17 protein-coding genes are annotated in these 21,559 nt (G+C 71.8%); 8 read left to right on the top strand and 9 right to left on the bottom strand.

The window, feature by feature from the left end; translation table 11 throughout:
- Positions 1-13 precede the first annotated feature (13 nt).
- The 3 genes from trpA to Adu01nite_RS40005 form a co-directional block, all read right to left on the bottom strand.
- Positions 14-769 (bottom strand): tryptophan synthase subunit alpha, encoded by a 756-nt coding sequence (gene trpA / locus Adu01nite_RS40015; protein ID WP_203734558.1) that lies wholly within the window; start codon positions 767-769, stop codon positions 14-16.
- Positions 766-1,887, bottom strand: a complete 1,122-nt coding sequence (gene trpB, locus Adu01nite_RS40010) for a tryptophan synthase subunit beta (protein WP_203734557.1) — start codon at positions 1,885-1,887, stop codon at positions 766-768. The genes trpA and trpB overlap by 4 nt, the downstream gene beginning before the upstream one ends.
- An 80-nt stretch (positions 1,888-1,967) precedes the next feature.
- Positions 1,968-3,071, bottom strand: coding sequence for a LolA family protein (locus Adu01nite_RS40005; RefSeq protein WP_203734556.1), 1,104 nt, complete (start codon positions 3,069-3,071; stop codon positions 1,968-1,970).
- Between the two features lie 106 nt (positions 3,072-3,177).
- Here Adu01nite_RS40005 and Adu01nite_RS40000 point away from each other — a divergent pair, with 106 nt between their 5' ends.
- The 4 genes from Adu01nite_RS40000 (at position 3,178) to Adu01nite_RS39985 (ending at position 6,965) form a co-directional block, all read left to right on the top strand.
- Complete coding sequence (locus Adu01nite_RS40000; RefSeq protein ID WP_203734555.1) at positions 3,178-3,837, top strand: response regulator transcription factor; 660 nt, start codon at positions 3,178-3,180, stop codon at positions 3,835-3,837.
- A complete protein-coding gene (locus Adu01nite_RS39995; protein ID WP_239133068.1) occupies positions 3,837-5,186 on the top strand; it encodes a sensor histidine kinase in 1,350 nt (449 codons plus the stop codon). Before Adu01nite_RS40000 ends, Adu01nite_RS39995 begins: the two co-directional genes overlap by 1 nt.
- A gap of 83 nt (positions 5,187-5,269) precedes the next feature.
- Positions 5,270-5,998 carry a YcnI family copper-binding membrane protein gene (locus Adu01nite_RS39990; RefSeq protein ID WP_203734554.1) on the top strand — a complete coding sequence of 243 codons (729 nt, stop codon included), beginning with the start codon at positions 5,270-5,272 and terminating at the stop codon, positions 5,996-5,998.
- A gap of 178 nt (positions 5,999-6,176) precedes the next feature.
- A complete protein-coding gene (locus Adu01nite_RS39985) occupies positions 6,177-6,965 on the top strand; it encodes an alpha/beta hydrolase (protein WP_203734553.1) in 789 nt (262 codons plus the stop codon).
- Positions 6,966-6,982: 17 nt separating this feature from the next.
- Here Adu01nite_RS39985 and Adu01nite_RS39980 read toward each other — a convergent pair whose 3' ends face one another.
- On the bottom strand, positions 6,983-7,252 hold the full coding sequence (locus Adu01nite_RS39980; protein ID WP_203734552.1) for a DUF2277 domain-containing protein: 270 nt from the start codon (positions 7,250-7,252) through the stop codon (positions 6,983-6,985).
- 112 nt (positions 7,253-7,364) lie between these two features.
- Here Adu01nite_RS39980 and Adu01nite_RS39975 point away from each other — a divergent pair, with 112 nt between their 5' ends.
- The gene (locus tag Adu01nite_RS39975) at positions 7,365-8,153 is read left to right on the top strand and encodes an isocitrate lyase/PEP mutase family protein (RefSeq protein ID WP_203734551.1); all 789 of its coding nucleotides are present in this window, start codon (positions 7,365-7,367) and stop codon (positions 8,151-8,153) included.
- 360 nt (positions 8,154-8,513) lie between these two features.
- On the opposite strand, the gene Adu01nite_RS39970 is transcribed toward Adu01nite_RS39975, so the two are convergent.
- A complete protein-coding gene (locus tag Adu01nite_RS39970; RefSeq protein WP_203734550.1) occupies positions 8,514-10,163 on the bottom strand; it encodes a DUF6114 domain-containing protein in 1,650 nt (549 codons plus the stop codon).
- A 102-nt stretch (positions 10,164-10,265) separates the two neighbouring features.
- On the bottom strand, positions 10,266-10,973 hold the full coding sequence (locus tag Adu01nite_RS39965; RefSeq protein WP_438871114.1) for a DUF6230 family protein: 708 nt from the start codon (positions 10,971-10,973) through the stop codon (positions 10,266-10,268).
- Between the two features lie 306 nt (positions 10,974-11,279).
- Here Adu01nite_RS39965 and Adu01nite_RS39960 point away from each other — a divergent pair, with 306 nt between their 5' ends.
- From Adu01nite_RS39960 to Adu01nite_RS39950, 3 genes are read left to right on the top strand one after another with little or no spacing between them, the layout of a single operon-like run.
- Entirely contained in the window at positions 11,280-13,379 is a 2,100-nt protein-coding gene (locus Adu01nite_RS39960) for a transglycosylase domain-containing protein (RefSeq protein WP_203734549.1), read from the top strand.
- 39 nt (positions 13,380-13,418) lie between these two features.
- On the top strand, positions 13,419-14,684 hold the full coding sequence (locus tag Adu01nite_RS39955; RefSeq protein ID WP_203734548.1) for a sensor histidine kinase: 1,266 nt from the start codon (positions 13,419-13,421) through the stop codon (positions 14,682-14,684).
- Positions 14,681-16,612 (top strand): ATP-binding protein, encoded by a 1,932-nt coding sequence (locus Adu01nite_RS39950; protein WP_203734547.1) that lies wholly within the window; start codon positions 14,681-14,683, stop codon positions 16,610-16,612. Before Adu01nite_RS39955 ends, Adu01nite_RS39950 begins: the two co-directional genes overlap by 4 nt.
- Here the strand turns inward: Adu01nite_RS39950 and Adu01nite_RS39945 are convergent.
- The 3 genes from Adu01nite_RS39945 to Adu01nite_RS39935 form a co-directional block, all read right to left on the bottom strand.
- Positions 16,609-19,227, bottom strand: a complete 2,619-nt coding sequence (locus tag Adu01nite_RS39945) for a molybdopterin-dependent oxidoreductase (protein ID WP_203734546.1) — start codon at positions 19,225-19,227, stop codon at positions 16,609-16,611. The two genes, Adu01nite_RS39950 and Adu01nite_RS39945, sit on opposite strands and share 4 nt — an antisense overlap.
- Positions 19,228-19,291: 64 nt before the next feature.
- A complete protein-coding gene (locus tag Adu01nite_RS39940) occupies positions 19,292-20,074 on the bottom strand; it encodes an FAD binding domain-containing protein (RefSeq protein WP_203734545.1) in 783 nt (260 codons plus the stop codon).
- A gap of 39 nt (positions 20,075-20,113) precedes the next feature.
- A complete protein-coding gene (locus Adu01nite_RS39935) occupies positions 20,114-21,544 on the bottom strand; it encodes a hypothetical protein (RefSeq protein WP_203734544.1) in 1,431 nt (476 codons plus the stop codon).
- Between the last annotated feature and the right edge of the window lie 15 nt (positions 21,545-21,559).

Below are 21,559 nucleotides of genomic sequence, written 5' to 3'. Positions count from 1 at the left end.
TCGCGCCACGACCCTAGTCGAGCGCCGCGCGCATCGCGGCGAGGTCCACCCCCAGTTCGCCCGGCGTGGCACCGTCCAGGATCCGGCGCATCAGGGCCGCCCCGACCACCACCCCGTCGGCGACCTGCCCGGCCTCCGCCGCCTGGGCCGGGCCGGAGATGCCGAAGCCGACCAGCACCGGCAGGTCGGTGACCGCCTTGGCCCGGGCGGCCAGGGTCGCGGCCGAGCCGGCCAGGGTGGCGCGCTCGCCGGTCGTGCCCATCACGCTGATCGCGTACAGGTAGCCGCGGGCGCGGCGGGCGATCTCGGCGAGCCGTTCGTCGGTGGTGACCGGCGCGACCAGCAGGATCAGCGCCAGCCCGGCGTCGGCGGCCGCCTGCTCGACCTCGGCGACCTCGTCGACCGGCATGTCGGAGACGAGCAGTCCGGAAACGCCGGCCTCGGCGAGGCGAGCGCAGAAGGCGGCCGGCCCGGCCCGCACGACCAGGTTCGCGTAGGTCATCACGACCAGCGGTACCCCGACCCTGGTCGCCGCCAGGTCGGCCAGGATGGACGCCACCGTGGCCCCGCGGGCCAGCGCGTGGTCGGAGGCCTGCTGGATGGTGACCCCGTCGAGCATCGGATCGGAGAACGGCAGGCCGATCTCGATCGCGTCCGCGCCGGCCGCCTCGAACGCGTGCAGGTAGTCGGTCCAGTCGGCGGTGATGCCGCCGGTGAGGTAGGGGACGAGGGCCTTGCGTCCGCGCGCGACGCCGGGAAGCAGGTTCATCGCATGTCCTTGTCGCCACGGCCGGACAGGGTGAGCACGACCGCGGAACCGGTCGGCAGGTCGGGAGTGCCGGCCGCGCGTAGCACCCAGGCCACCGCGTGCGCCGACTCGAAGGCGCAGATGATGCCCTCGGTGCGGGCGAGCCGGCCGACCGCCGCGACCACCTCGTCGTCGGTCGCGGTCCGGTACTCCGCGCGCCCGATCGCGCCGAGATGCGCGTGTTCCGGCCCGATGCCGGGGTAGTCGAGCCCGGCGGCGATCGACTCCGCCTCGGCCACCTGGCCCTCGGCGTCCTGCAGGACCATCGAGCGGGCGCCGTGCACGACGCCGGGCGCGCCGCTCGACATCGCGGCCCCGCCGGCCGCTTCCACGCCGACCAGCCGGGCCGGGGTGTCGACGAAGCCGGCGAACGTGCCGGCCGCGTTCGAGCCGCCGCCCACGCAGGCCACCACCACATCCGGGGTGAAACTCGCCTGGCGGCGGGCCTCGGCGCCGATCACCCGCTGGAACTCCCGCACCATCCACGGGTACGGGTGCGGACCGCCGACCGAGCCGAGCAGGAAGTGCGCCCGATCGGTGTCGGCCACCCAGGCCCGCATCGCCTCGTTGGTCGCGTCCTTGAGGGTGCGGCTGCCGCTGGTGACCGGCACGACGGTGGCGCCGAGCATCTCCATCCGGTGCACGTTGAGCCGCTGCCGCTCGATGTCCCGGGTCCCCATGTAGACGGTGGCGGACAGGCCGAGCAGGGCGGCCGCGGTGGCGGTGGCCACGCCGTGCTGACCGGCGCCGGTCTCCGCGATCAGCCGGGTGCGGCCCATCCGGCGGGCCAGCAGCGCCTGGCCGAGCACGTTGTTGATTTTGTGGCTGCCGGTGTGGGCGAGGTCCTCGCGCTTGAGCCACAACGCGATGCCGAGCTGGGCGCCGAGATTGAGCGCGGGGGTGAGCGGGGTGGGCCGGCCGGCGTAGACCGCGAGCAGGTTGTCGAGCTCGTCGCGGAAGGTCTTGTCGGCCCAGGCCTCGGTGAACGCGTCGGCCACCGCCGCACAGGCCGGGATCAGGGACTCGGGAACGTAGCGGCCGCCGAAATCGCCGAAGCGACCCGCGACCGGATGAGGCATGAGAGACACCCGCCACCTCCAACAGTTATAGAACTCTCCCCCGCAGTGTTGCACAACGCGGGGGAGAGTTCTAGAACTATTTAGGCGGCTGCCTCGTACAGCTTCTCCGGCGTGACCGCTCCGGCGAAGACCCGGCCGTCATCGGTCACCAGCACGCTGAACAGCGTCCCGGCGAAGACGTGGCCCTTGCCCCAGCTGCCGCTGGCGGCCGGCAGCATCCCGATCAGGCCCTGGGCCTGCTGAGCCTCGGCCGGGGCCGAGCCGTCCGACTTCGGCAGCTTCGCCGAGACGATCGACGTCCAGCCCTTGCCGATGACCTTCGGGCCCTCGGCGAGCTGCGGCTTGGCCGCCTCCGCCTTCTGTGCGGCGGCCTTCTGCTGCTTCTCGATGTCGGCGACGCTGCCCTCGGTCACCTTGGTGCCCGGCGGGGCCTTGAAGACGAACTGCTCGGCGTCCGGCACCGCGAAGCTGATCTGCTGGAACGCGACCCGGACGGCCGGGCTCGTCGCGTTCTTCGCATACACGTCCACCCGCAGCGGGATGTGCTTCTCGGCGTCGATCGCCAGTCGCACCTGGCCGATCAGCGACGCCGAGTCCTTCGGGCTGAGCACCAGCTCGTAGGCATCCCGGCCGGCCACCTTCGCCGCGCCGGTGGTGCTCACCGCGGTGGTGTCGTCGATCGCCGCGAGCGCCGCGTCGGCCGCCTCCTGCGGCGTCTGCGGCAGCGCCGACGGCAACTGCTCCTGGTGCGACGCCGCGCCGGCCGGGATCGTCAGGTGACTGGCGGTCTTGTCGGCGCTCTTCCACACGTACACGTCCGGCCCGTTGCGGATCACGTCGGTCTCACCCGACGTGCCGATCAGGGCGAGCCGCGCCTTGGTCTCCCCGGCATACCAGACCCGGGCGGTGTTGCTGCCGCCCAGCAGCGAGGTCAGATCGCCGCTGCTCTGGGCCAGGCTCCCGAGGGCACCGAGCCCGAGGTCGGCGCTCTCCACGATCGTTCCGGACAAGCCGTCGACCTTGGCGTTCTGCACGTCGACGAGCAACTGAGCCGCGCTGCGCTCCGGCAGCGACGAGTCCGCGCTCGCCACGAGCGTGCCTGCCACCGCGCCGCCCCCGATGACGACGACCGCCGCAGCGGACGGTACCAGCCAGCGCAGAGCCGGCCTGCTGAACACGGACACGATGTCCACCTCCCGTTGTTCTCTGCCCCCAACTGTGCGGCGCGAGCGCTGTGACGGCGCTGAGAGCTTCCCCTAAGGGTGGCACCCCCCATGTAAAGGTATGCATGTGCGGTTGCTGGTGGTGGAAGATGAGGCGCGCCTCGCGGCGGCGCTGCAGCGTGGCCTGCAGGCCGAGGGCTTCGCGGTCGATGTGGCGGGCGACGGCCAGGACGGGCTCGAGATGGCCCGGCACGGCGGGTACGACGCGATGATCCTCGATGTGATGCTGCCCCGGCTCAGCGGCTACCGGATCGTGCGGCAGCTGCGGGCCGAGCGCAACTGGGTGCCGGTGCTGATGCTGTCGGCCAAGGACGGCGAGTACGACCAGGCCGACGGCCTCGACTGCGGCGCCGACGACTACCTGACCAAGCCGTTCTCCTACATCGTGCTGCTGGCCCGGCTGCGCGCCCTGCTGCGCCGGGGCGCCCACGAGCGGCCGCCGGTGCTCAGCCACGGCGACATCGAGCTCGACCCGGCCGAGCGCCGGGTCCTGGTGGCCGGCGACGAGGTGGTGCTGACCACCCGCGAGTTCGCCCTGCTGGAATACCTGATGCGGCACCCCGGCGAGGTGGTCAGCAAGATCGAGCTGCTCGACCACGTGTGGGACGCCGCGGTCGACACCGCGCCGAATGCGGTCGAGGTCTACGTCGGCTACCTTCGCCGCAAGATCGGCCGGGACCGCCTGGAGACGGTGCGCGGCGCCGGATACCGGCTGGCGGCGGTCTAGTGCGCCGGCCACGCGAGCTCAGCCTGCGGGCGCGGCTGCTGTGGCTGACCGTCCTGGTGGTCACCGCCGGTCTCGCCGCCGGCGGCATCCTGCTGGTCGGGGTGCTCAACTTCGCGCTGCTGCGGGCGGTCAACCAGGAGGCCCTGGAGACCGCCACCGGCGTGGTCAAGCTGGTCGACCAGCATCAGCTCGTCGAGGTGATCTCGGTCAACCCGGCGATGCAGGTGCAGGTGATCGACTCCAGCGGCGGGATCCTGTCGTCGTCGGCGGGCGCCGATCGGATCGTGTCGATGCTGCACGACGACGAGCTGGCCGGCATGAAGGACGGCGACGTCAAGCAGATCCCGGGCAACCGGATCGGGCTGGGCGACGGCGACGCCCGGGTCGTCATGAAGATCGCCGGGGCGCCGACCAACCCGGTCCGGGTGCTCGTCGCCCGCTCGACCGACGACCTCAACCAGGGCGTACACATCCTGCGGGTGACCCTGTTGATCGCCTTTCCGTTGCTGGTCGGCATGCTCGCGGTGATCATGTGGCGGATCCTGGGCGCCGCGATGCGCCCGGTGGCCGCGCTGCGGACCGGCGCCGAGGAGATCACCGGCGGCACCCGGGAGGGCCGGCTGCCGCTGCCCGAGTCGCGCGACGAGATCTACCGGCTGGCGGTGACGCTCAACGGCATGCTGCACCGGCTCGACGCGGCCCGGGCCCGGCAGCGGGCGTTCGTCGCGGACGCCGCGCACGAGCTGCGCAGCCCGCTCACCAACATGCGCACCGAGCTGGAGGTGGCCCAGCGCCTGCCGGACACCGACTGGCAGGCGCTCTCCACCGACCTGCTCACCGACGTCGACCGGCTCAACCGCCTGGTCGACGACCTGCTGCTGCTGGCCCGCTCGGACGACGGCGCGCCGCCCGGCCGCTCGGCCGCCGCCCGGATGGCCGAGGTCGACCTGGGTGTCCTGGTCGCCGACGTGGCCTCGCGCTACGCCAACGTCGGATATGTCCGCAAAGAGGTGACCGCCACCGTCGAGCCGGACGCGATCGGCCGGGTCCTGGCCAACCTCATCGACAACGCCGAACGGCACGCCCGGGAGAAGATCGAGGTCGAGGTGGCCGACGAGGGCGGCTGGGCCCGGATCACCGTCACCGACGACGGCCCCGGCATCCCGGCCGCCGATCGGGAACGGGTCTTCGACCGTTTCACCCGCCTCGACGACGCCCGCGCCCGCGACGCCGGCGGCTCCGGCCTGGGCCTGGCCATCGTCCGCGAGCTGGTCCGCCGGCACCACGGCACGGTCACGCTGGGCGACGCGGAACCCGGCCTGAAAGTGGACATCCGCCTTCCGAGGTAACCCGGAACTTTTCGGGGCGTACCGCCGACCAACGGGACGTGCCCGGCACCGGGCGACGACCCACCCGGAAGGCAACGACACCGATGTCCCTGCTCAAGCGCTCGGCCCTGGTGGCTGCCGTAGTCGGCGGCCTGACTCTCGCGCTGGCCGCCCCGGCCTCGGCGCACGTCACCGTGAACCCGAACACCGCCACTCCCGGTGGTTACACCAAGGTCACCTTCCGTGTCCCCAACGAGACGGACACCGCGAACACCACCAAGGTCGAGATCAACCTGCCGGTCGACCAGCCGATCGCGTCCGTCTCGCTCAAGCCGCTGCCCGGCTGGACCGCGGAGGCCGTGCGCTCGAAACTGGCCACCCCGATCAAGGCGCACGACACCGAGATCACCGAGGCGGTCACCAAGATCACCTGGACCGCGCAGGCCGGCTCGGAGGTCAAGCCCGGCCAGTTCCAGGAATTCGACGTCTCGCTCGGCCCGCTGCCCGAATCCGGTCAGCTGATCATCAAGGCGCTCCAGACGTACTCCGACGGCACCATCGTCCGCTGGATCGACGAGCCCACCACCGACGGCTCCGAGCCCGAGCACCCGGCCCCCGTCCTCAAGCTGGCGGCGGCGACAGCCGCGGCTCCGGCGGCCCTCACCCCCGACTCCGGCACCCCCGCGGCGGATGACGGTCCGGATGCCGTCGGCATCGCCGGCCTGGTGGCAGGCCTGCTCGCGCTGATCCTCGCCCTGCTGGCCCTGCAGCGCACCGGCCGCAAGCCGGCCGAGGAACCAACCCCGGTTGCGGAGACCAGGGTTTCCGTCTGACGCTTTTTGATAAGTACGACGTGGCTGAGTCCACTGGTTGACGGCAGCGGCCCGGGTGCAACACCGGGCCGTTGCGCCACCATCGCGTGGGGTGCGGCGCAGTCATTCGACCGAAGCGCCCCGGCGACCACCGGCGCGACGATTCGGGTGTTCACTTCACACGGAATCGGGGCACCACATGTCGACCGTCGTCTTCATCCACGGACTCTGGCTGCACTCCACCTCCTGGACCGCCTGGCGCGACTACTTCGAGGCGGCCGGTTACCAGACCATCGCGCCCGAGTGGCCCGGCACCCCCGCCACGGTCGCCGAGGCCCGGGCGACCCCCGACTCGAGCGCCAACCACGGCATCGAGGACGTGACCCAGCATTACCTCGGCATCATCGAGACCCTGGACGAGGCCCCGATCCTGATCGGCCACTCGTTCGGCGGCATGATCGCCGAGAAGATCCTCGGCCTGGGCCACGCGGCCGCCGCGGTCGCCATCGACGCCGCCCAGATCAAGGGCGTGCTCCCGCTGCCGCTGTCGGCCCTGCACGCCACCCTGCCGGTCTTCAAGAACCCGGCCAACATCCACCGGTCGGTCGCGCTGACCGCGAAGGAGTTCCGCTACAGCTTCGGCAACGCGGTCAGCGAGGAGGAGTCCGACGCCCTCTTCGAGCAGTGGACGATCCCGTCGCCGGGCAAGCCCCTGTTCGAGGCGGCCGCGGCCAACTTCGCCCTGCACTCCCCGGCCAAGGTGAACACCGACAACGAGGACCGCGGCCCGCTGCTGCTGATCGCCGGCGGCAAGGACCACACCGTCCCCGAGGTCATCACGAAGGCCACCCAGAAGCAGTACCGCCACTCCAGCGCGGTGACCGACCTGATCGAGTTCCCCGACCGCGGCCACTCCCTGACGATCGACAGCGGCTGGGCCGAGGTCGCCGAGACGAGCCTGGCCTGGCTGCGCAAGCAGGGCCGGTAGCCGTCCGGGGGCCCGGGTCAGGACGCGTAGCGCTGCTCGGCTCGGGCCCGGGCCTTGGCCGCCTCCACCTCGCGGTTCTTCGGCGGGGCGTTGGTGGTCAGCTCCGCGAGCAGCTCGGCGGTGGCGGCCGTGACCGCGGCCACCGCGCGGTCGAAGGCGGCCTGGTTGACCTGCGACGGGCGGGTGGCACCCGCGACCTTCCGCACATATTGCAGAGCGGCGGCCTGAATCTCGTCGGCCGTGGCCGGCGGCTCGAAGTTGTGCAGCTGATGGATGTTGCGGCACATTGCGTCTGATCCTCCCGGGGCGGCGGAAACTTCGCTCAACCTACGCCGGGCGTACGACATTTTCCCGCCGCTTCGCCCGCCACCGAAGCGTCCCGGTCCTACCGTTCGCCCCATGACCGACTTCCGCGCCCTGCACCGTCCCGGCACCCCGCTGCTGCTCCCGAACGCCTGGGACGTGGCGTCCGCCCTGGCCCTGGCCGAGGCCGGCTTCGCCGCGATCGGCACCACCAGCCTGGGCGTGGCCGCCGCGGCGGGCCTGCCCGACGGCCGGGCCGAGGGAAGCGCGGAAACCCAGACCCTGGTCAGAGCTTTGAAGGGCCGCCTCCCGATCCCGTTGACGGTCGACATCGAAGCCGGCTTCGGCGGCGGCCCCGACGAGGTGGCCGACCTGGCCGAGGCCCTGTTCGAGGCGGGCGCGGCCGGCATCAACATCGAGGACGGCCGCCCCGACGGCACCCTGACCGCGCCGGCCGCCCAGGCCGAACTGATCGCCGCCATCAAGGCCCGGACCCCGGCCCTGTTCGTCAACGCGCGAACCGACACCCATTGGCTCCCCGGCGCCACGCCACCAGACCTGGCCGAGACCCTCACCCGGGCCCGCACCTACGTGGAGGCCGGCGCCGACGGCATCTTCGTCCCCGCGGTTGCCGCCGACGCCGAGATCCGCACCCTCACCACCGAGCTGGCCGCCCCGCTGAATGTCCTGCTTCTGCCCGGCATGACCGTCCCGCATCTGGCCGGCCTGGGCGTGGCCCGGATCAGCACCGGATCAATGCTGTTCCGCGCGGCCCTGGCCGCGGCCGTGACCACCGCCAGGGCAATAGCGGCAGGAACGCCGGCCGCCGCACCCGCCATCACCTACGCCGAGGCGAACGCCCTCGCCGCGCGCGACCCCCGCTGACCGAGCCGAGGCCGGAGCCCGCACCTTCACCTGCCGTAGCACCCGATCGTCGTCGTCGCCGTTCGGCGTTCCCGGCCTGCTCGCCGATCTTGGAAAGTTTGTGGCTGAATCGGGCGGCAAGTCATCAAGATCGCCGCTTCAGCGCCTCCGGGGCCATTGCAGGCGACGATTTGTGGCGGTTCGAGCCGCTGTGGACGGCGGGTCGGCGCCAGCACCGTCACCGCCCGCCGATCTTGGAAAGTGCGAGGGTGAAACGAACGGAAAGTCATCAAGATCCGCCGCCCGGCCGGCCCACCCGTGGTGCTCCCGCCGCTCGACGCCGACGACGTCGTCGCGGGCTGGCGGGAGCGCCGGGGCTGATCAGCCCGCGACCTTCAGGGGGTCGCCGGTGAGCGTGTCGCAACGCACGTACGCAAGCTTGATCTTGGCCTCGGTGAACCAGAGGATCGGCAGCGTCAGCGGCGGCGGGTTGTCGGGGGTGAAGACCACCGGGATCAGGCCGAACAGGTTGCCCTTGAATTCCGGGGTGTAGAACTTCACGTTGTCGGTGGTGGTCAGCGACGCGCTGGTGATGACCGTCTTGCTGCCGTTGGGCTCGTCGATGCTCAGCGTGAACGGCTTGTTGGTCGCCTTGTCCATGCTGAACTTCAGCGCCTTGTAGGTGCCGCCGCCGACCTTCGGCATGTCGACCACGCCGTCGTAGGTCGAGTTGTACATGGTCAGCGAGTCGACCTCCATGAGGCCGGGCTCCTTCGCCACGTTCGGGATGTCGTCGGCGCTGGCCACCTTGCCGTAGACCCGGGCGCCGAGGCAGGGGATCTCGCTGCCGGTGGCGGTCGGCTCGACCGTCGCCGAGCCGGTGGTCTTCGTGGGCGTGGCGTCGGTGGCGGTGGTGGTCGGGTCGGCCGTCGCGGTGGTCTCGTCGTCGGCCGGCGTGGTGGTGGTGGCCGTCGGTTCCGGTTCCTTGGTCTCGGTGGTGGCCGACTCCGACGGTGACGGCGACTCGCTCGGGGACGACGTCTCTTCGTCGTTGAGGCCGAGCAGGTTGCTGACGCCGTCGATGAAGTCCCCGATGCCGTCGACGATCACGTTGCCGCTGCTGTCGTCGGCGGCCGACTCGTCGGTGCCCGTGCTGGTCGCGGTGGCGGTGGCCGTCGCGGTGGCGGTCGCCTTCTTCGCGGGGGTGGTGGTCTTCTTCGCCGCTGCCGGGGCGGTGGTCTTCTTGGCGGCGGCCTTCGACACGGCTGCGGCGGCGGTCGTGGTGGCGGCGGTGGAGCGGGAGGGCAGGCCCTCCGGGCACTCCGCGGCGCTGGCGGTCAGGTTGCTGCCGGCGACCAGGGTGGCGATGACCGCGACCGGGACGAAGCTGAGCGCGATCGCCTTCTTGCGGTTGCCGGTCAGGCTGCCGCTCAGCCGGCTCAGACCGGCCCGCGGCCCCTCGGCCGGGACCGCGGCGAACGACTGGATGGCCGGCCGGACCGGGTGCTCGTGCGGCCGATCGTCGTGCCCGGCGATCTCGATCCGCTGAGTCTGGTCGATGTCCTCGTTCGGCGGGCCGAAGATGTCGTCGCCGTGGTCGCGCGGCTCGTCCTCGTCCTTGTCGGTGGGCTCACCGGTGGGCGGGGCGCCCTGCAGGCCGTCACCGGGCCGGGACTTCGGCGGACCCCAGGCGATCACCAGCGCGCCGCCGAGGATGCCGAGCAGCATGCCGATGAAGAAGCCGCCGAGGTTGAGGCCGATGAACGAGTAGAGCGCGGCGAGCAGCCCGACGATCGCGTAGAAGAGGCGCTGCTGCGGGGTGACCCAGATCAGGATGCCGGCGATCAGCAGGATCAGCGGCAGCAGGTAGGAGAGGAAGCCCTGCGGGCCGAGGTGCACCTCGAGGCCCCCGAGGGACAGGTTGGCGCTGAGGTAGAGCTCGACCGCCGACAGGATGAGGAACAGACCGCCCCAGAACGGGCGGTGCCGCCGCCATCGGCGGAACTTGCCCCAGATGTTGTCGGTCGCCACAGGTCCTCCAGCTATATGTGGTGCGAAAAGCTATGTGGGGGTGCGAAAAAGGCCGTACATGAACGGGGCTCGCGGGTCATCCCGCGAGCCCCACACGTCAGATCAGCTGAAGCATTCCTGACCGTTGCCCACGTAGAGCTTCAGGCTCATACCGGTGAGCTTGAAGGTCGACGCCGAGGTCGAGTACGCAACCTGCTTGAGGTTGTCGATCGTCACGCCGTCGGCCTGCTGGCCGAAGCCGCCAACCGCGCCGTGCTCGGCGGCCGGACGGCCGTCCTTGGTGAGCGTGGACGCGTCCTGGCCGATGTCGATGTTGGTGAACGTGGCGTCACCACCGAGCTCGGACATGCCGATCAGCAGGTCGGAGGCCTCGACAGGCTTGCCGTCGGCCTTGCCTGCTTCGATGCGAAGAACGATCGGCCCCGCCGCCACGGTCTGGCAGAGGTTGGTGATCTTCGCGGACTTGATGCCGGACATCGCTGCCGGAACCACGCTGCCGTCGGCCTTGCCGAGGGCACCGCTGTACTGGGTGAAGCCGGTGCCTTCAAGCTTCGAGGCGGAAAGCTTGAACTGCGTGCCCGACACCGAGAAGCTGGCGGCCAGCGCACCCGACGCGACGCCCGCGATCAGTGCTCCGGCGACCGCACCCGGGATGACAGCGGCGATGGCGAAGCGGCGCCAGTTGGTGCGCCCTTCTCCCTGCCCGCTCAGCGCATCCTTCACGGATCCTCCTATGGATTCAGACTGCTCGCACGGGTCCCCACCTGCATGGGCTCGCATCGACGGGCGACCCAGTCGATCTTCCGCCATCAGTGAGGTCCGTCGATGCCGTCGTTTACGTGCGGGAAATGTTGCCGCCCCAGCTCACGGACTACAAGTGGCAGACCTACCAGTCAGTAACCCAAGTCACTGGATTCTGATCACGCTGAGTGACGTTGATCATCGTGGGGGTCGGAATTCCATCCCCAATCCGGACAGATCGATGCTTGGTGTCCGGTGTGATGGTCACCACGTGTATAGGGGTGCCTGGAGGTTACGGATCGGTAACGAAACCCAGGTAGATCTCAGAATCCGGTGCTACCGACTGAAAGGCGTACGTCAGAAAGGAACTTGCGGATGACCAACCCCTCCAACCGAACACCCGGACGCCGTCGCCGAGGCGCCCTGGCGCGGTTCAGCGGAGTGCTCGCGCTGATCGGCGTCCTCGTGGGGGTGGCGGCCATCCCGACCGGCACGCTCGTCCTCGCCGGGACCCACTGGGCCGACAAACAGAAGGACGAACTGCCCGAGCAGCTGCTGAGCCCGGCGAGCGCCCAGGTCACCCGGGTCTACGCCAACGACGGCAAAACCCTGATCACGACGTTCTACGACGAGGACCGGCACGACGTGGCCCTGGGCCAGATCTCCACGGTCATGCAGAACGCCATCGTGGCCGCCGAGGACGTGCGGTTCTTCCAGCACGGCGGCGTCGACGTGAAGGGCGTCGCCCGGGCGCTGGTCAACGACGCCCGCAAGGGCACCGCCGAGCAGGGCGCCTCCACGCTGACCATGCAGTACGTGCGGAACGTGCTCAAGGAGGACCCGAGCCTGACGGCGGCGGAGCGGGCCGCGGCGACCGAGGACACCCCGGCGCGCAAGCTCAAGGAGATCAAGTACGCGGTCGCGCTGGAGCAGAAGCTCTCCAAGCAGCAGATCCTGCAGAACTACCTGAACATCGTGTATTTCGGCGACGGCGCGTACGGCATCGAGGCGGCCGCCCGGCGCATCTTCGGCACCACCCCGGCCAAGCTCGACCTGGCCCAGGCCTCGCTGATCGCCGGCATCACCCAGTCGCCGGACGCCTACAACCCGGTCAGCAGCGGCGACCAGACCAAGGCCAAGGTCCGCCAGGAGTACGTGCTGAGCGCCATGGAGAAGGCCGGGATGATCACCGCCGCGCAGCACCGGGCGGCCACCGCCGAGAAGCTGAAGTACTCCGGCAAGACCCAGCCCAACGGCTGCGTGGACGCGGCCGGCAAGACCAACGGCTGGGGCTTCTTCTGCGACTACGTGCAGCGCTGGTGGGACACCCAGGCCCAGTTCGGCTCGACCACCACCGAGCGGGACGCCGCGCTGCGCCGCGGCGGCTACACGATCGTCACCACGCTCGACCCGGACGTGCAGCAGACCGCCTCCGAGCAGTCCCGCGCCGTCTACGGCCTGAACAGCAAGAAGGTCCTGCCGATCGCGGTCGTGCAGCCGGGCACCGGCAAGGTCCTCGCGCTGGCCGTCAACCGGAGGTACTCGACCGCGAAGGGCACCCAGAACACGGTGAATCCGCTGGTCAGCGGCGGGACCGGGGTGACCGGCTATCCGTCCGGGTCGACCTTCAAGATGTTCACCATGCTGGCCGCGCTGGAGGCCGGGCAGCCGCTGAACTCGGGCTTCGACTCGCCGTCGAAATATCAGACCGAGTGGCCGGACAGCGGCTCCGGCAACTGCAACGGCTACTACTGCCCGGGCAACGCCAACCCCAGCTGGATGGACGGCTACCGCACCATGTGGAACGCATTCGGCCGGTCGGTGAACACGTACTTCGTGCACCTGGAGGAGCAGATCGGGCCGGCCGCGGTGGTGGCCGAGGCGAAGAAGCTGGGGATCAGCTTCGCCGCCAAGAGCGACGCGGAGATGGCCGCGACCAGCGCCGACAGCTGGGGCTCGTTCACCCTCGGCGTCATCGACACCACCCCGCTCGAACTGGCCTCGGCGTACGCGACGGTGGCGTCGGAGGGCACCTACTGCTCGCCGCTGCCGGTCTCGTCGATCACCGCCTCGGACGGCGCGAAGGTGACCGTGGCGAGCAACTGCAAGCAGGTGCTCGACGCCGACGTGGCCCGGGCCGCCACCGACGCGGCCCGCTGCCCGGTGGGCCAGCAGAGCAGCTTCGGCAAGTGCGACGGCGGCACCGCCACCTCGGTGAACTCGATCTTCAACGGCCGGCCGGTGGCCGGGAAGACCGGCAGCACCGAGGACAACAGCACCGAGACGTTCGTCGGCTTCACCCGGGCCGCGGTGGCGGCCGGCATCGCGGCCGACCCGGCCGACCCGTCGAACCACGTGGGCAGCGCGGTGCAGGCCCAGGTGATCGTCGGGGTGGCGAAGGCCCTGCGGGTGGCGTCGGGGGACGACTACGACGATTTCACCACGCCGAGCAGTGCGATCGCGTTCGGCGGCTGAAAACTCAGTAGTGGGTGGTCACCTGCCGAAAATATCCAGGTGACCACCCACGAGCAGGAGCGGATCGCCGCCCTGCACGAGTACCGCCTGCTCGACCTGCCCGCGGGGGACGAGCTGGAGGCGGTCGTCCGGGTGGCCGCGCAGGTGGCCGGGGTGCCCAACGGCACCCTCAACCTGATCGACGAGAACCGGCAGTGCCAGCTCACCTCGACCGGTTTCGAGGGCGGCATCTCGGCGCGGTCCGACTCGATGTGCGCCGTGCACTTCGAGCAGGGCGAGTTCGTGTACCGCCGGGATGCGAGCATCGACCCGCTCTTCCGGATCAACCCGTGGGTCACCGGCGAGCTCGGCCACGTGCGCTTCTACGCCTCGGCGCCGCTGATCACCCCGCAGGGGTACGCCCTGGGCTCGCTCTGCGTCTTCGACACCGAGCCCGGTGACCTGACCGCCGGCCAGGTGGCCCGCCTGCAGGACCTGGCCCTGGTCATCGTGGCCCTGTTCGAGCGCCGCCGGCAGGCCCGGGTCAACGGCGAGCTCGCCGTCGAGCTCGGCACCAAGCACTCCGAGCTGGAACGCGCCCACGCCGACCTGGCCGCCGCCAACGGCGAGCTGCGCCGCTCCAACGCCGAGCTGGAGCAGTTCGCGGCCGTGGTCAGCCACGACCTGGCCGCCCCGCTCAGCGTGGTCAACGGCTACCTCGAGGTGCTCGGCGAGCGGCACGCCGCCGACGAGCAGTCGGCCCGGTGGATCGGCGCCGGCCGGCGCGCGGTCGGCCGGATGTCCGGGCTGATCACGTCCCTGCTGTCGTACGCCCAGGCCGGCCACGCCCCCTGCCGGTTCGAGCCGGCCCGCCTCGGCGACCTGGTCGAGCTGGCCCTGTCCGACCTGGCCCCGCGGATCGACGGCGCCGTCGTCACGGTCGAGGGTGACCTGCCCGAGCTCGACTGCGACCCCACCCTGATCCGGCAGCTGCTGCAGAACCTGATCGGCAACTCGCTGAAGTACCGCCACCCGGAGCGGCCCTGCCGGATCACGATCGGCGCCGAGCGGCGAGACGGCGAGTGGATGGTGCGGATCGCCGACAACGGCCGCGGCATCCCGCCCGATCAGCGCACCCGCGTCTTCGAGATGTTCGCCCAGGTCGACCCGGCCGCTCGCACCGGGCACGGCGTCGGCCTGTCCACCTGCCAGCGGATCGCCGACCGGCACGGCGGCCGGATCGCGGCCGCCGACACCCCGGGCGGCGGCACCACCGTCACGTTCACCGTGCCGGCCACCGCGGCGGTCGCGGCGGGCCGGCGATGAACCTGCGGCGGCGGGTCGCCGCCGGTTTCGTCGTCCTGTGCGTGCTGTTCCTCGCCCTGGTCACCCTCCAGCTGGTGGTCGGCGACCGGTTGCAGACCCGGCACGCCGAGCGGGCCACCCGGATCGACTGGATGTTCGACGCCAACCGGTCGGTGCTGCAGTTCATGACCGACGCCGAGACCGGTGTGCGCGGTTTTCAGCTCACCGGCGACAACGCCTACCTCTCTCCCTACAACAGCGGCCGCAGCGGCGCCGCGGTCGAGCTGGACCGGCTTTCCGTGCGGGCTGATGATGCCGGCATCGAGCGCCTGGTGGCCGCGGAGAGCGCGGCGATCCAGGAATGGCTTTACGCGTACGCCGTCCCGATCGTCAACGCCGGGGTCGCCGACGTGGACGCCGACCGGGCCGCGCGGGGCAAGGCGCTCTTCGACGACATCCGCACCGCCAACGCGGCGGTGACCGCGTCGATCGGCGCCGAGCGCGAGCAACTGCTGGTCGCCGACCAGCAGACCACCAACCGGGTGCAGCTGCTCTTCGCCGCCCTCGCCGTGCTCGTGCTGATCACCGGCCTCGGCATCGCCTACCTGCATCAGCGGCACCTGCTGCAACCGGTCGAGCACATCCGGCACACGCTGCGCCGCCTCGCCGACGGTGAGCGCAGCGCGCGCGCCGAGCCGACCGGGCCGGCCGAGATGCGCGCGGTGATCGGGACCCTCAACGACCTGGCCGCCGAGATCGAGCGGCTGCTCAACGCCGAGCAGGCCCGGGTCGGCACGGTGGAGCTGCGCCAGCGGGTCGCGGCCGAGCTGCGCACCGAGCGGGAGGACCCGACCGAGAACGGCCGCCGGCTGGCCCGGATGATCGCCACCACGCTCGGTGCCGACACCGTCTACGGCCGCTACAGCGTCGGCCGCGGCGCCACCTTCGCGGTGAGCTGGCCGGAGCATGCGCCCGAGCTGGACACGGAGGTGATCCGGCGGATCCGGGCCGGTCAGCCCGGCAAGGCCCGGGACGTGCCCGGCATGCCCGGTGGCATCGCGGTGGCGATCAGCGGCGACGACGACTGCCCGCCCGGGCTGATCCTGCTCAGCCGTCCGGCGCGGCCGGACTGGACCGAGGACGAACGGGCGGTGGTGGCCGGGCTGGGCCGCGACATCGACCACTCGGTCCGCCAGCAGCGCCTGGCGCTGCGCCAGTCCCGGCTGATCAGCGAGCTGCGGGTGCTCGACGAGCAGAAGGACGTCTTCGTCTCGACCGTCACGCACGAGCTGCGGACGCCGCTGACCAGCATCCTCGGCTACACCGAGATGCTCGCCGACGGCGAGTCCGGCGAGCTGACCCCGATGCAGGAGCGCAGCCTCGCCGCGATCCTGCGCAACGCGCACCGGCTGCAGGCGACCGTGGGTGACCTGCTGCTGCTGGACCGGGACAACAAGGAGATCGGCGTCGAGGCGGTGCCGGTCGACCTGGCCGCGATGCTCACCGGCGTGCACGGCGAGCTGGCCGCGGCGGCCCGCACCAAGCGGGTGGACGCGGTGCTCACCGTCGACGAGGCGTGGGTGCGCGGCGACGGCGTCCAGCTGGCCCGGGCGCTGCGCAAGCTGGTCGACAACGCGATCAAGTTCACCCCGTCCGGCGGCCGGTTCGAGCTGCGGCTGCACGCCGACGGCCCGGACGCGGTCATCACCGTCACCGACACCGGCATGGGCATCCCGGCCGACGACCTGCCCGGCCTGTTCACCCCGTTCCACCGGGCCGCCAACGCGATGGACCAGGCGGTCCAGGGCACCGGCCTGGGCCTGGCGATCGTGCGCAACATCGTCACCGAGCACGGCGGCACCGTCACGGCCCGCTCCGAGGTCGGCGCGGGCTCCACCTTCACCATCGTGCTGCCCGCCCTGCGTACCGCCGTGGAACAGGCGGCTTAGGTCCGCCCTGCCCGCTCCAGCGCGGCCCAGATGCGGTCGCGGGTGAACGGCAGGTCGGTGAAGCGCACCCCGGTGGCGTCGCGCAGCGCGTTGGCCATGGCCGGCGACACCGGGTTGAACGGGCTCTCGCTCATCGACTTGGCGCCGAGCGGGCCGATCGCGTCGGCGGTGTCGGCGAACAGCACCTCGGTGCGCGGGGTGTCGGCGAACGTGGGCAGGTGGTACTGCCGGAACCCGGCCGTGGTCACCCGGCCCTCGTCGTCGATGTCGACGTGCTCGGCCAGGGTCGCGCCGAGTGCCTGCGCGACCCCGCCCTCGATCTGGCCGCGCAGCTGCAGCGGGTTCAGCACGGTGCCGGCGTCGGCGCTGTGCACGCTGGCGAGGATGCGCGTCTCGCCGGTCCGCGGGTCGACCGCGACCCGGAACCACTGGGTGTTGAACGCGACCGACCGGGGCGTGCCGTCGAAGCTGCCCTGGCCGGTGATCGGCTTCGCGGCCCGGGCCGCGATCTCCTTGAGGGCGGCCTCGTCCGGTTCGCGGCCGCCGGCCGCGTCGAGGATGGCCGCGCGCAGCTCGGCGGCCGCCCGCAGCACGGCCTTGCCGGCCACCACCACCCCGGTGGAGGCGAACGCGCCGGTGTCGTGCCGGACCACGTCGGTGTCGGACTGTTTCAGCACGATCCGGTCCGGGGTGGTGTGCAGCTGGTCGGCGGCGATCTGGGCGTGCACGGTGGTGCTGCCGTTGCCGAACTCGGCGGTGCCGAAGGCCAGCTCGAAGCGGCCGTCCGGCAGCAGGGTGGCGGTGGCGTCGGCGAAGTGCCCGCCGGGCGGCCCGGCCGCGATCATCGCCATCGCCATGCCGTCGCCGACCAGCCACCCGTCCGGCACCGGCGGCACCGGGGTGCGGGCCGCCGCCCGGACGTGCTCCAGGCACTGGTCCAGGCCGTAGCTGGCGATCGACAGGTCCTCGACGTGGTCGCCCGGGGCGAGCAGCGGGTCGCCGGCCCGCACGATGTTGCGTTCGCGCACCGCGATCGGGTCGAGGCCGAGCATCCGGGCCAGCTCGTCGAGGGCCGACTCGACCGCGAACGACACCTGCCCGAGGCCGTAGCCGCGGAACGCGCCGGCCGGCACGGTGTTGGTGTAGACCGCATAGGCGTCGGTCTTCTTGTTCGCACACTGGTAGACGGCCACCGACTCGTGGCAGCCGTGGAACATCACCGAGGGCCCGTGATTCCCGTACGCCCCGGTGTTCGACACCACCCGCATCTGCATCGCGGTGAGCGTGCCGTCCCGCCGGGCCCCGACCTTGAGAGTGACGCGGAACGGGTGCCGGGTGGTCGCCCCGATGAACTGCTCGGCCCGGGTGTACTCCCACTTGACCGGCCGGCCCAGCCGCAGCACCGCCAGCGCGACCAGGTCCTCGACCAGCATCTCCTGCTTGCCGCCGAAACCGCCGCCGACCCGCCCGGCGATCACCCGCACCTTCTCGGCCGGCAGGTCGAACAGGCCGGCCACCGCCCGCCGGGTCAGGAACGGGGTCTGCGTGCTGCTGCGGAGGACGAGGCGGCCGTCGTCGTCGAGCCAGCCGACCGCGCCGTGCGTCTCCAGGCTGGCGTGCTGCACCCGGGCGGTGCTGAAGGTCTGCTCGTAGACCGCGTCGGCCGCGGCGAACCCGGCCTCGACGTCGCCCATCTCGGCGTGCAGCTCACCGATCACGTTGCGGTCGACGCCGTGCAGCAGCGGAGCGCCGGGCGCCATCGCCGCCTCCGCGGTGAACACCGCCGGCAGCGTCTCGTACTCGACGTTGATCGCCCGGCAGCCGGCCTCGGCCGCCGCCTCCGAGGTGGCCACCACGGCCGCGACGCGCTGGCCGAGGTAGCGGACCACCTCGTCGAGGACGCGGGTGTCGGCCGGGTCCTCGGACGCGGTCTCGTGCTGGGCGGTGGAGAACAGCTTGCCGGGGTCGTCGGCGTGGGTGAACACGGCGACGACGCCGGGCACCGACAGCGCGGCCTCGGTGGTGATCGCCGCGATCCGGGCGTGCGCGACGGTCGAGCGCAGCACCTTCAGGTGCAGCACGCCCGGCACGTCCAGGTCGAACGTGTAGCGGGCGGTGCCGGTGACCACCTGCGGGCCGGCCGGCGCCCCGAGGTTCGCGCCGACCGCGGCGCCGGGGGCCGGCTCGCACACGTTGACCACGCCGGCCACCGCGTCGGCGATGGCGCGATAGCCCGTACACCGGCAGAGGTTGCCTTTGAAAGAGCGGGGGAGATCGGCGCGCTGATCGTCGGTGAGGGCCGCGGTCGTCATGATCAGACCGGCCGTGCAGAAGCCGCACTGGAAGCCCTGCGCGTCGAGGAACGCCTGCTGGACCGGGTGCAGGCCGTCGTCGCCGGCCAGGCCCTCGACCGTGGTGACGGCCCTGCTCGCCGCCCGGAACGCCGGGTAGACGCAGGAATGCACCGGTTTGCCGTCGACGTGCACCGTGCAGGCGCCGCAGTCGCCGGTGTCGCAGCCCTTCTTGACCCCGAAACACCCCTGTTCGCGCAGGTAGGTGCGCAGGCACTGACCCGGCCGCGGAGCCTGCTCGTGCTCGGTCCCGTTGATCCTCATGCGTCCCTACCTTGAGGAGAAAGCGGAAGACCAAAAACGCGATCATGACACTCGCTTCGCTCGGTCATGCCGCCAACTCCCGCCGGATCTCCTCCGCATAAAGCCTGGTCATGTGGCGCCGCCAGGCCGGTAGCCCGTGGATGTCGGACATGTAGGCCTCGTGCGGGATCCGCTCGCTCAGCGCGATCTGCACGACCTCGGCGTCCGGCATGCCGCGGAAGCGCAGAACATACGGCCGTTTCGTCGCCGCCGTCACGGTCAGCACCAGCCCACCGGTCTCGGTCACCCGTCCGATCAAAAGCACACCCGAGCGGCCGTACGGGTGGAGCGAGCCCTGCCGCAGGGCGAAGCGCGCGGTCAGCGCCGCCACCGGCACCGTGATCGAGCGCAGCAACTCGCCGTCGGCCAGCACGGTGACGCCGTCGCCGGTCACGAAGTCGGCCACCGGCACCTCGCGGCGGGTGCCCGGGCCGAGCAGCAGGCAGGTGCCGTCGAGGGCGGCTCCGAGCGCGATCATCGGCCCGGCCGGCAGCGCCGCGCACAGGTTCCCGCCGACCGTCGCCACATTCCAGATCTTGAACGAGGCCAGGAACGCCTGGCAGCACTTCGTGGCGATCTCGTGGCCGCTCGCGGCCAGCTCGGCGATCGTGCAGGTGGCCGCGATCTCCAGCGATTCGTCGCTCAGCGTGAGGGCCGGCCAGCCGGCCGCGGTGAGGTCGAGCAGCCGGCTCAGGTGTGGCCGTGGCTCGGCGAACAACGCCGTGCCGCCGCCCAGCCAGGCGTCCCCGGGCCGCCACTGACCCGGTCCGGCGGGGCTGATCACTTCGGCGACAGTGTTCAGATCCACGCACGTACGCTACGCGGATTGTGTTTCAGATCTTCGCACTCACCCGAGGATGAGCACGGTGAGCACAACAGAGAGCAACCAAGCGCCGTAGAGCTTGATCGGTCTGCTCGGCACCTCGACGTCCGGGGGTGGGGGGAGCGGGCTGATCGCGAACGACTGGTTGCGGGCCACCCGCAGGGCCGCCACCAGCTGGTCGGCGCTGCGCTGGCTGGCCGGTTTCGGCCACGGCGGGGGCACCGGGACGGTCAGCACCGACTCGCCCGCGGTCAGCAGCACCGTGCCGGCGTCGTCGTGCACCACCGCGCTGTCGTTCGCCCACGGCTGCCGGTCCGGGCCGCGGAAACCGAGCGCGGCCACCCCGCCCGCATGCCAGCGCAGCCGCGGGCGCAGCTGGGCGCGCCAGCCGAACTCGTACCCCACGCCGCCCGCCACCGCCGCGGCCACCGCCAGCGCCGCCGCCGGCAGCCCGGCCAGCTGGGCCAGCTCGCCCGCCGCCAAGGCGGCGCCGAGCCCGATCGCGACCGTGGCCGCCCAGGCGCGGGCCGGCGCGATCCGGTGCTCCCGGCACTCGAACGCGTCCACCCGGTCGGCCGGCAGCAGCGCCTCCGGGTCGACCAGCTGCTCCTCGTCGTCCTCCAGCTCGCGCGGCAGCCCCTGCACCACGTCGTAGGCCACCTCGATCACCTCGCCGACCGGCCCGACCGGCACGTGCAGCCGGCCCTGCACCTCGACCGTGCACCAGGCGCCGGGCCGGGGCTCGCCGTAGAGGGTGGCCGGCAGCGTCGCCGGGTCCTCGTCGTCGGCCGGCCAGGCGGCGTCCTCGGCCACGTCGAACGCGAACTCCCGGGCCAGCAGGCCGCCCGGCTCGGGCAGCAGCACGTGCACGTAGCCGGGCTGCTCGACCACCCGCACGGTGTGCATCGGCTGCGGGGTTCCGAACAGTCTGCGCAGGTGGGAGCGCTGCTCGACGGCCCGCGCGATGAACGCGCAGCCCAGCCCGAACGCGCCGATCACCGCGGTCAGCGCCTCGACGCCGGCCCAGTGCGCGAGGACCGCCACGAAGCCGGCCGTGGCCAGCGTGAGCAGGGTGAAGCCGGCGGCCTCGGCCGGGACGGCGACGTGCGGCAGGCCGGCCGGGGCGGGTGGCTGGCGGCGGGGGACCGGCGCGGTCAGCGGGGAGCGGTCACGGCGGGTGAGGGCGATGGCGACCAGGGCGTACACCCAGCCGACCAGGGCCGTGACCACCGAGCCGGCCAGCGACGTCCAGACCACCGCGGCGAGCACTCCGGCCCAGGCCGCCGCGCCGCGATGGGCGTACGCCATCAGGGCCGGCGCGATCAGCACGCCGAGGCCGATCCACCGGGCCTCGGGGGCCGGATCGCCGGGCCCGCCGAGTATGCCGAAGAGCAGCAGAAAGGCCACCACCCCGGTGACCGGCACGAGTCCCTCGACGCGCAGCAGCCGACCCATGCCTCTATGGTCGGC

Origin of the sequence: Paractinoplanes durhamensis (assembly GCF_016862175.1) — a bacterium.
Classification (GTDB): Bacteria; Actinomycetota; Actinomycetes; order Mycobacteriales; family Micromonosporaceae; genus Actinoplanes; species Actinoplanes durhamensis.
This window is presented reverse-complemented; position numbering and strand designations above follow the sequence as displayed.

What these genes read in the sequence shown, in the direction of transcription:
- trpA (WP_203734558.1), bottom strand. Translation starts at nt 769, where the DNA reads ATGAACCTGCTTCCCGGCGTCGCGCGCGGACGCAAGGCCCTCGTCCCC.
- trpB (WP_203734557.1), bottom strand. Translation starts at nt 1,887, where the DNA reads ATGCCTCATCCGGTCGCGGGTCGCTTCGGCGATTTCGGCGGCCGCTAC.
- Adu01nite_RS39990 (WP_203734554.1), top strand. Translation starts at nt 5,270, where the DNA reads ATGTCCCTGCTCAAGCGCTCGGCCCTGGTGGCTGCCGTAGTCGGCGGC.
- Adu01nite_RS39985 (WP_203734553.1), top strand. Translation starts at nt 6,177, where the DNA reads ATGTCGACCGTCGTCTTCATCCACGGACTCTGGCTGCACTCCACCTCC.
- Adu01nite_RS39980 (WP_203734552.1), bottom strand. Translation starts at nt 7,252, where the DNA reads ATGTGCCGCAACATCCATCAGCTGCACAACTTCGAGCCGCCGGCCACG.
- Adu01nite_RS39975 (WP_203734551.1), top strand. Translation starts at nt 7,365, where the DNA reads ATGACCGACTTCCGCGCCCTGCACCGTCCCGGCACCCCGCTGCTGCTC.
- Adu01nite_RS39965 (WP_438871114.1), bottom strand. Translation starts at nt 10,973, where the DNA reads ATGGCGGAAGATCGACTGGGTCGCCCGTCGATGCGAGCCCATGCAGGT.
- Adu01nite_RS39960 (WP_203734549.1), top strand. Translation starts at nt 11,280, where the DNA reads ATGACCAACCCCTCCAACCGAACACCCGGACGCCGTCGCCGAGGCGCC.
- Adu01nite_RS39950 (WP_203734547.1), top strand. Translation starts at nt 14,681, where the DNA reads ATGAACCTGCGGCGGCGGGTCGCCGCCGGTTTCGTCGTCCTGTGCGTG.
- Adu01nite_RS39945 (WP_203734546.1), bottom strand. Translation starts at nt 19,227, where the DNA reads ATGAGGATCAACGGGACCGAGCACGAGCAGGCTCCGCGGCCGGGTCAG.
- Adu01nite_RS39935 (WP_203734544.1), bottom strand. Translation starts at nt 21,544, where the DNA reads ATGGGTCGGCTGCTGCGCGTCGAGGGACTCGTGCCGGTCACCGGGGTG.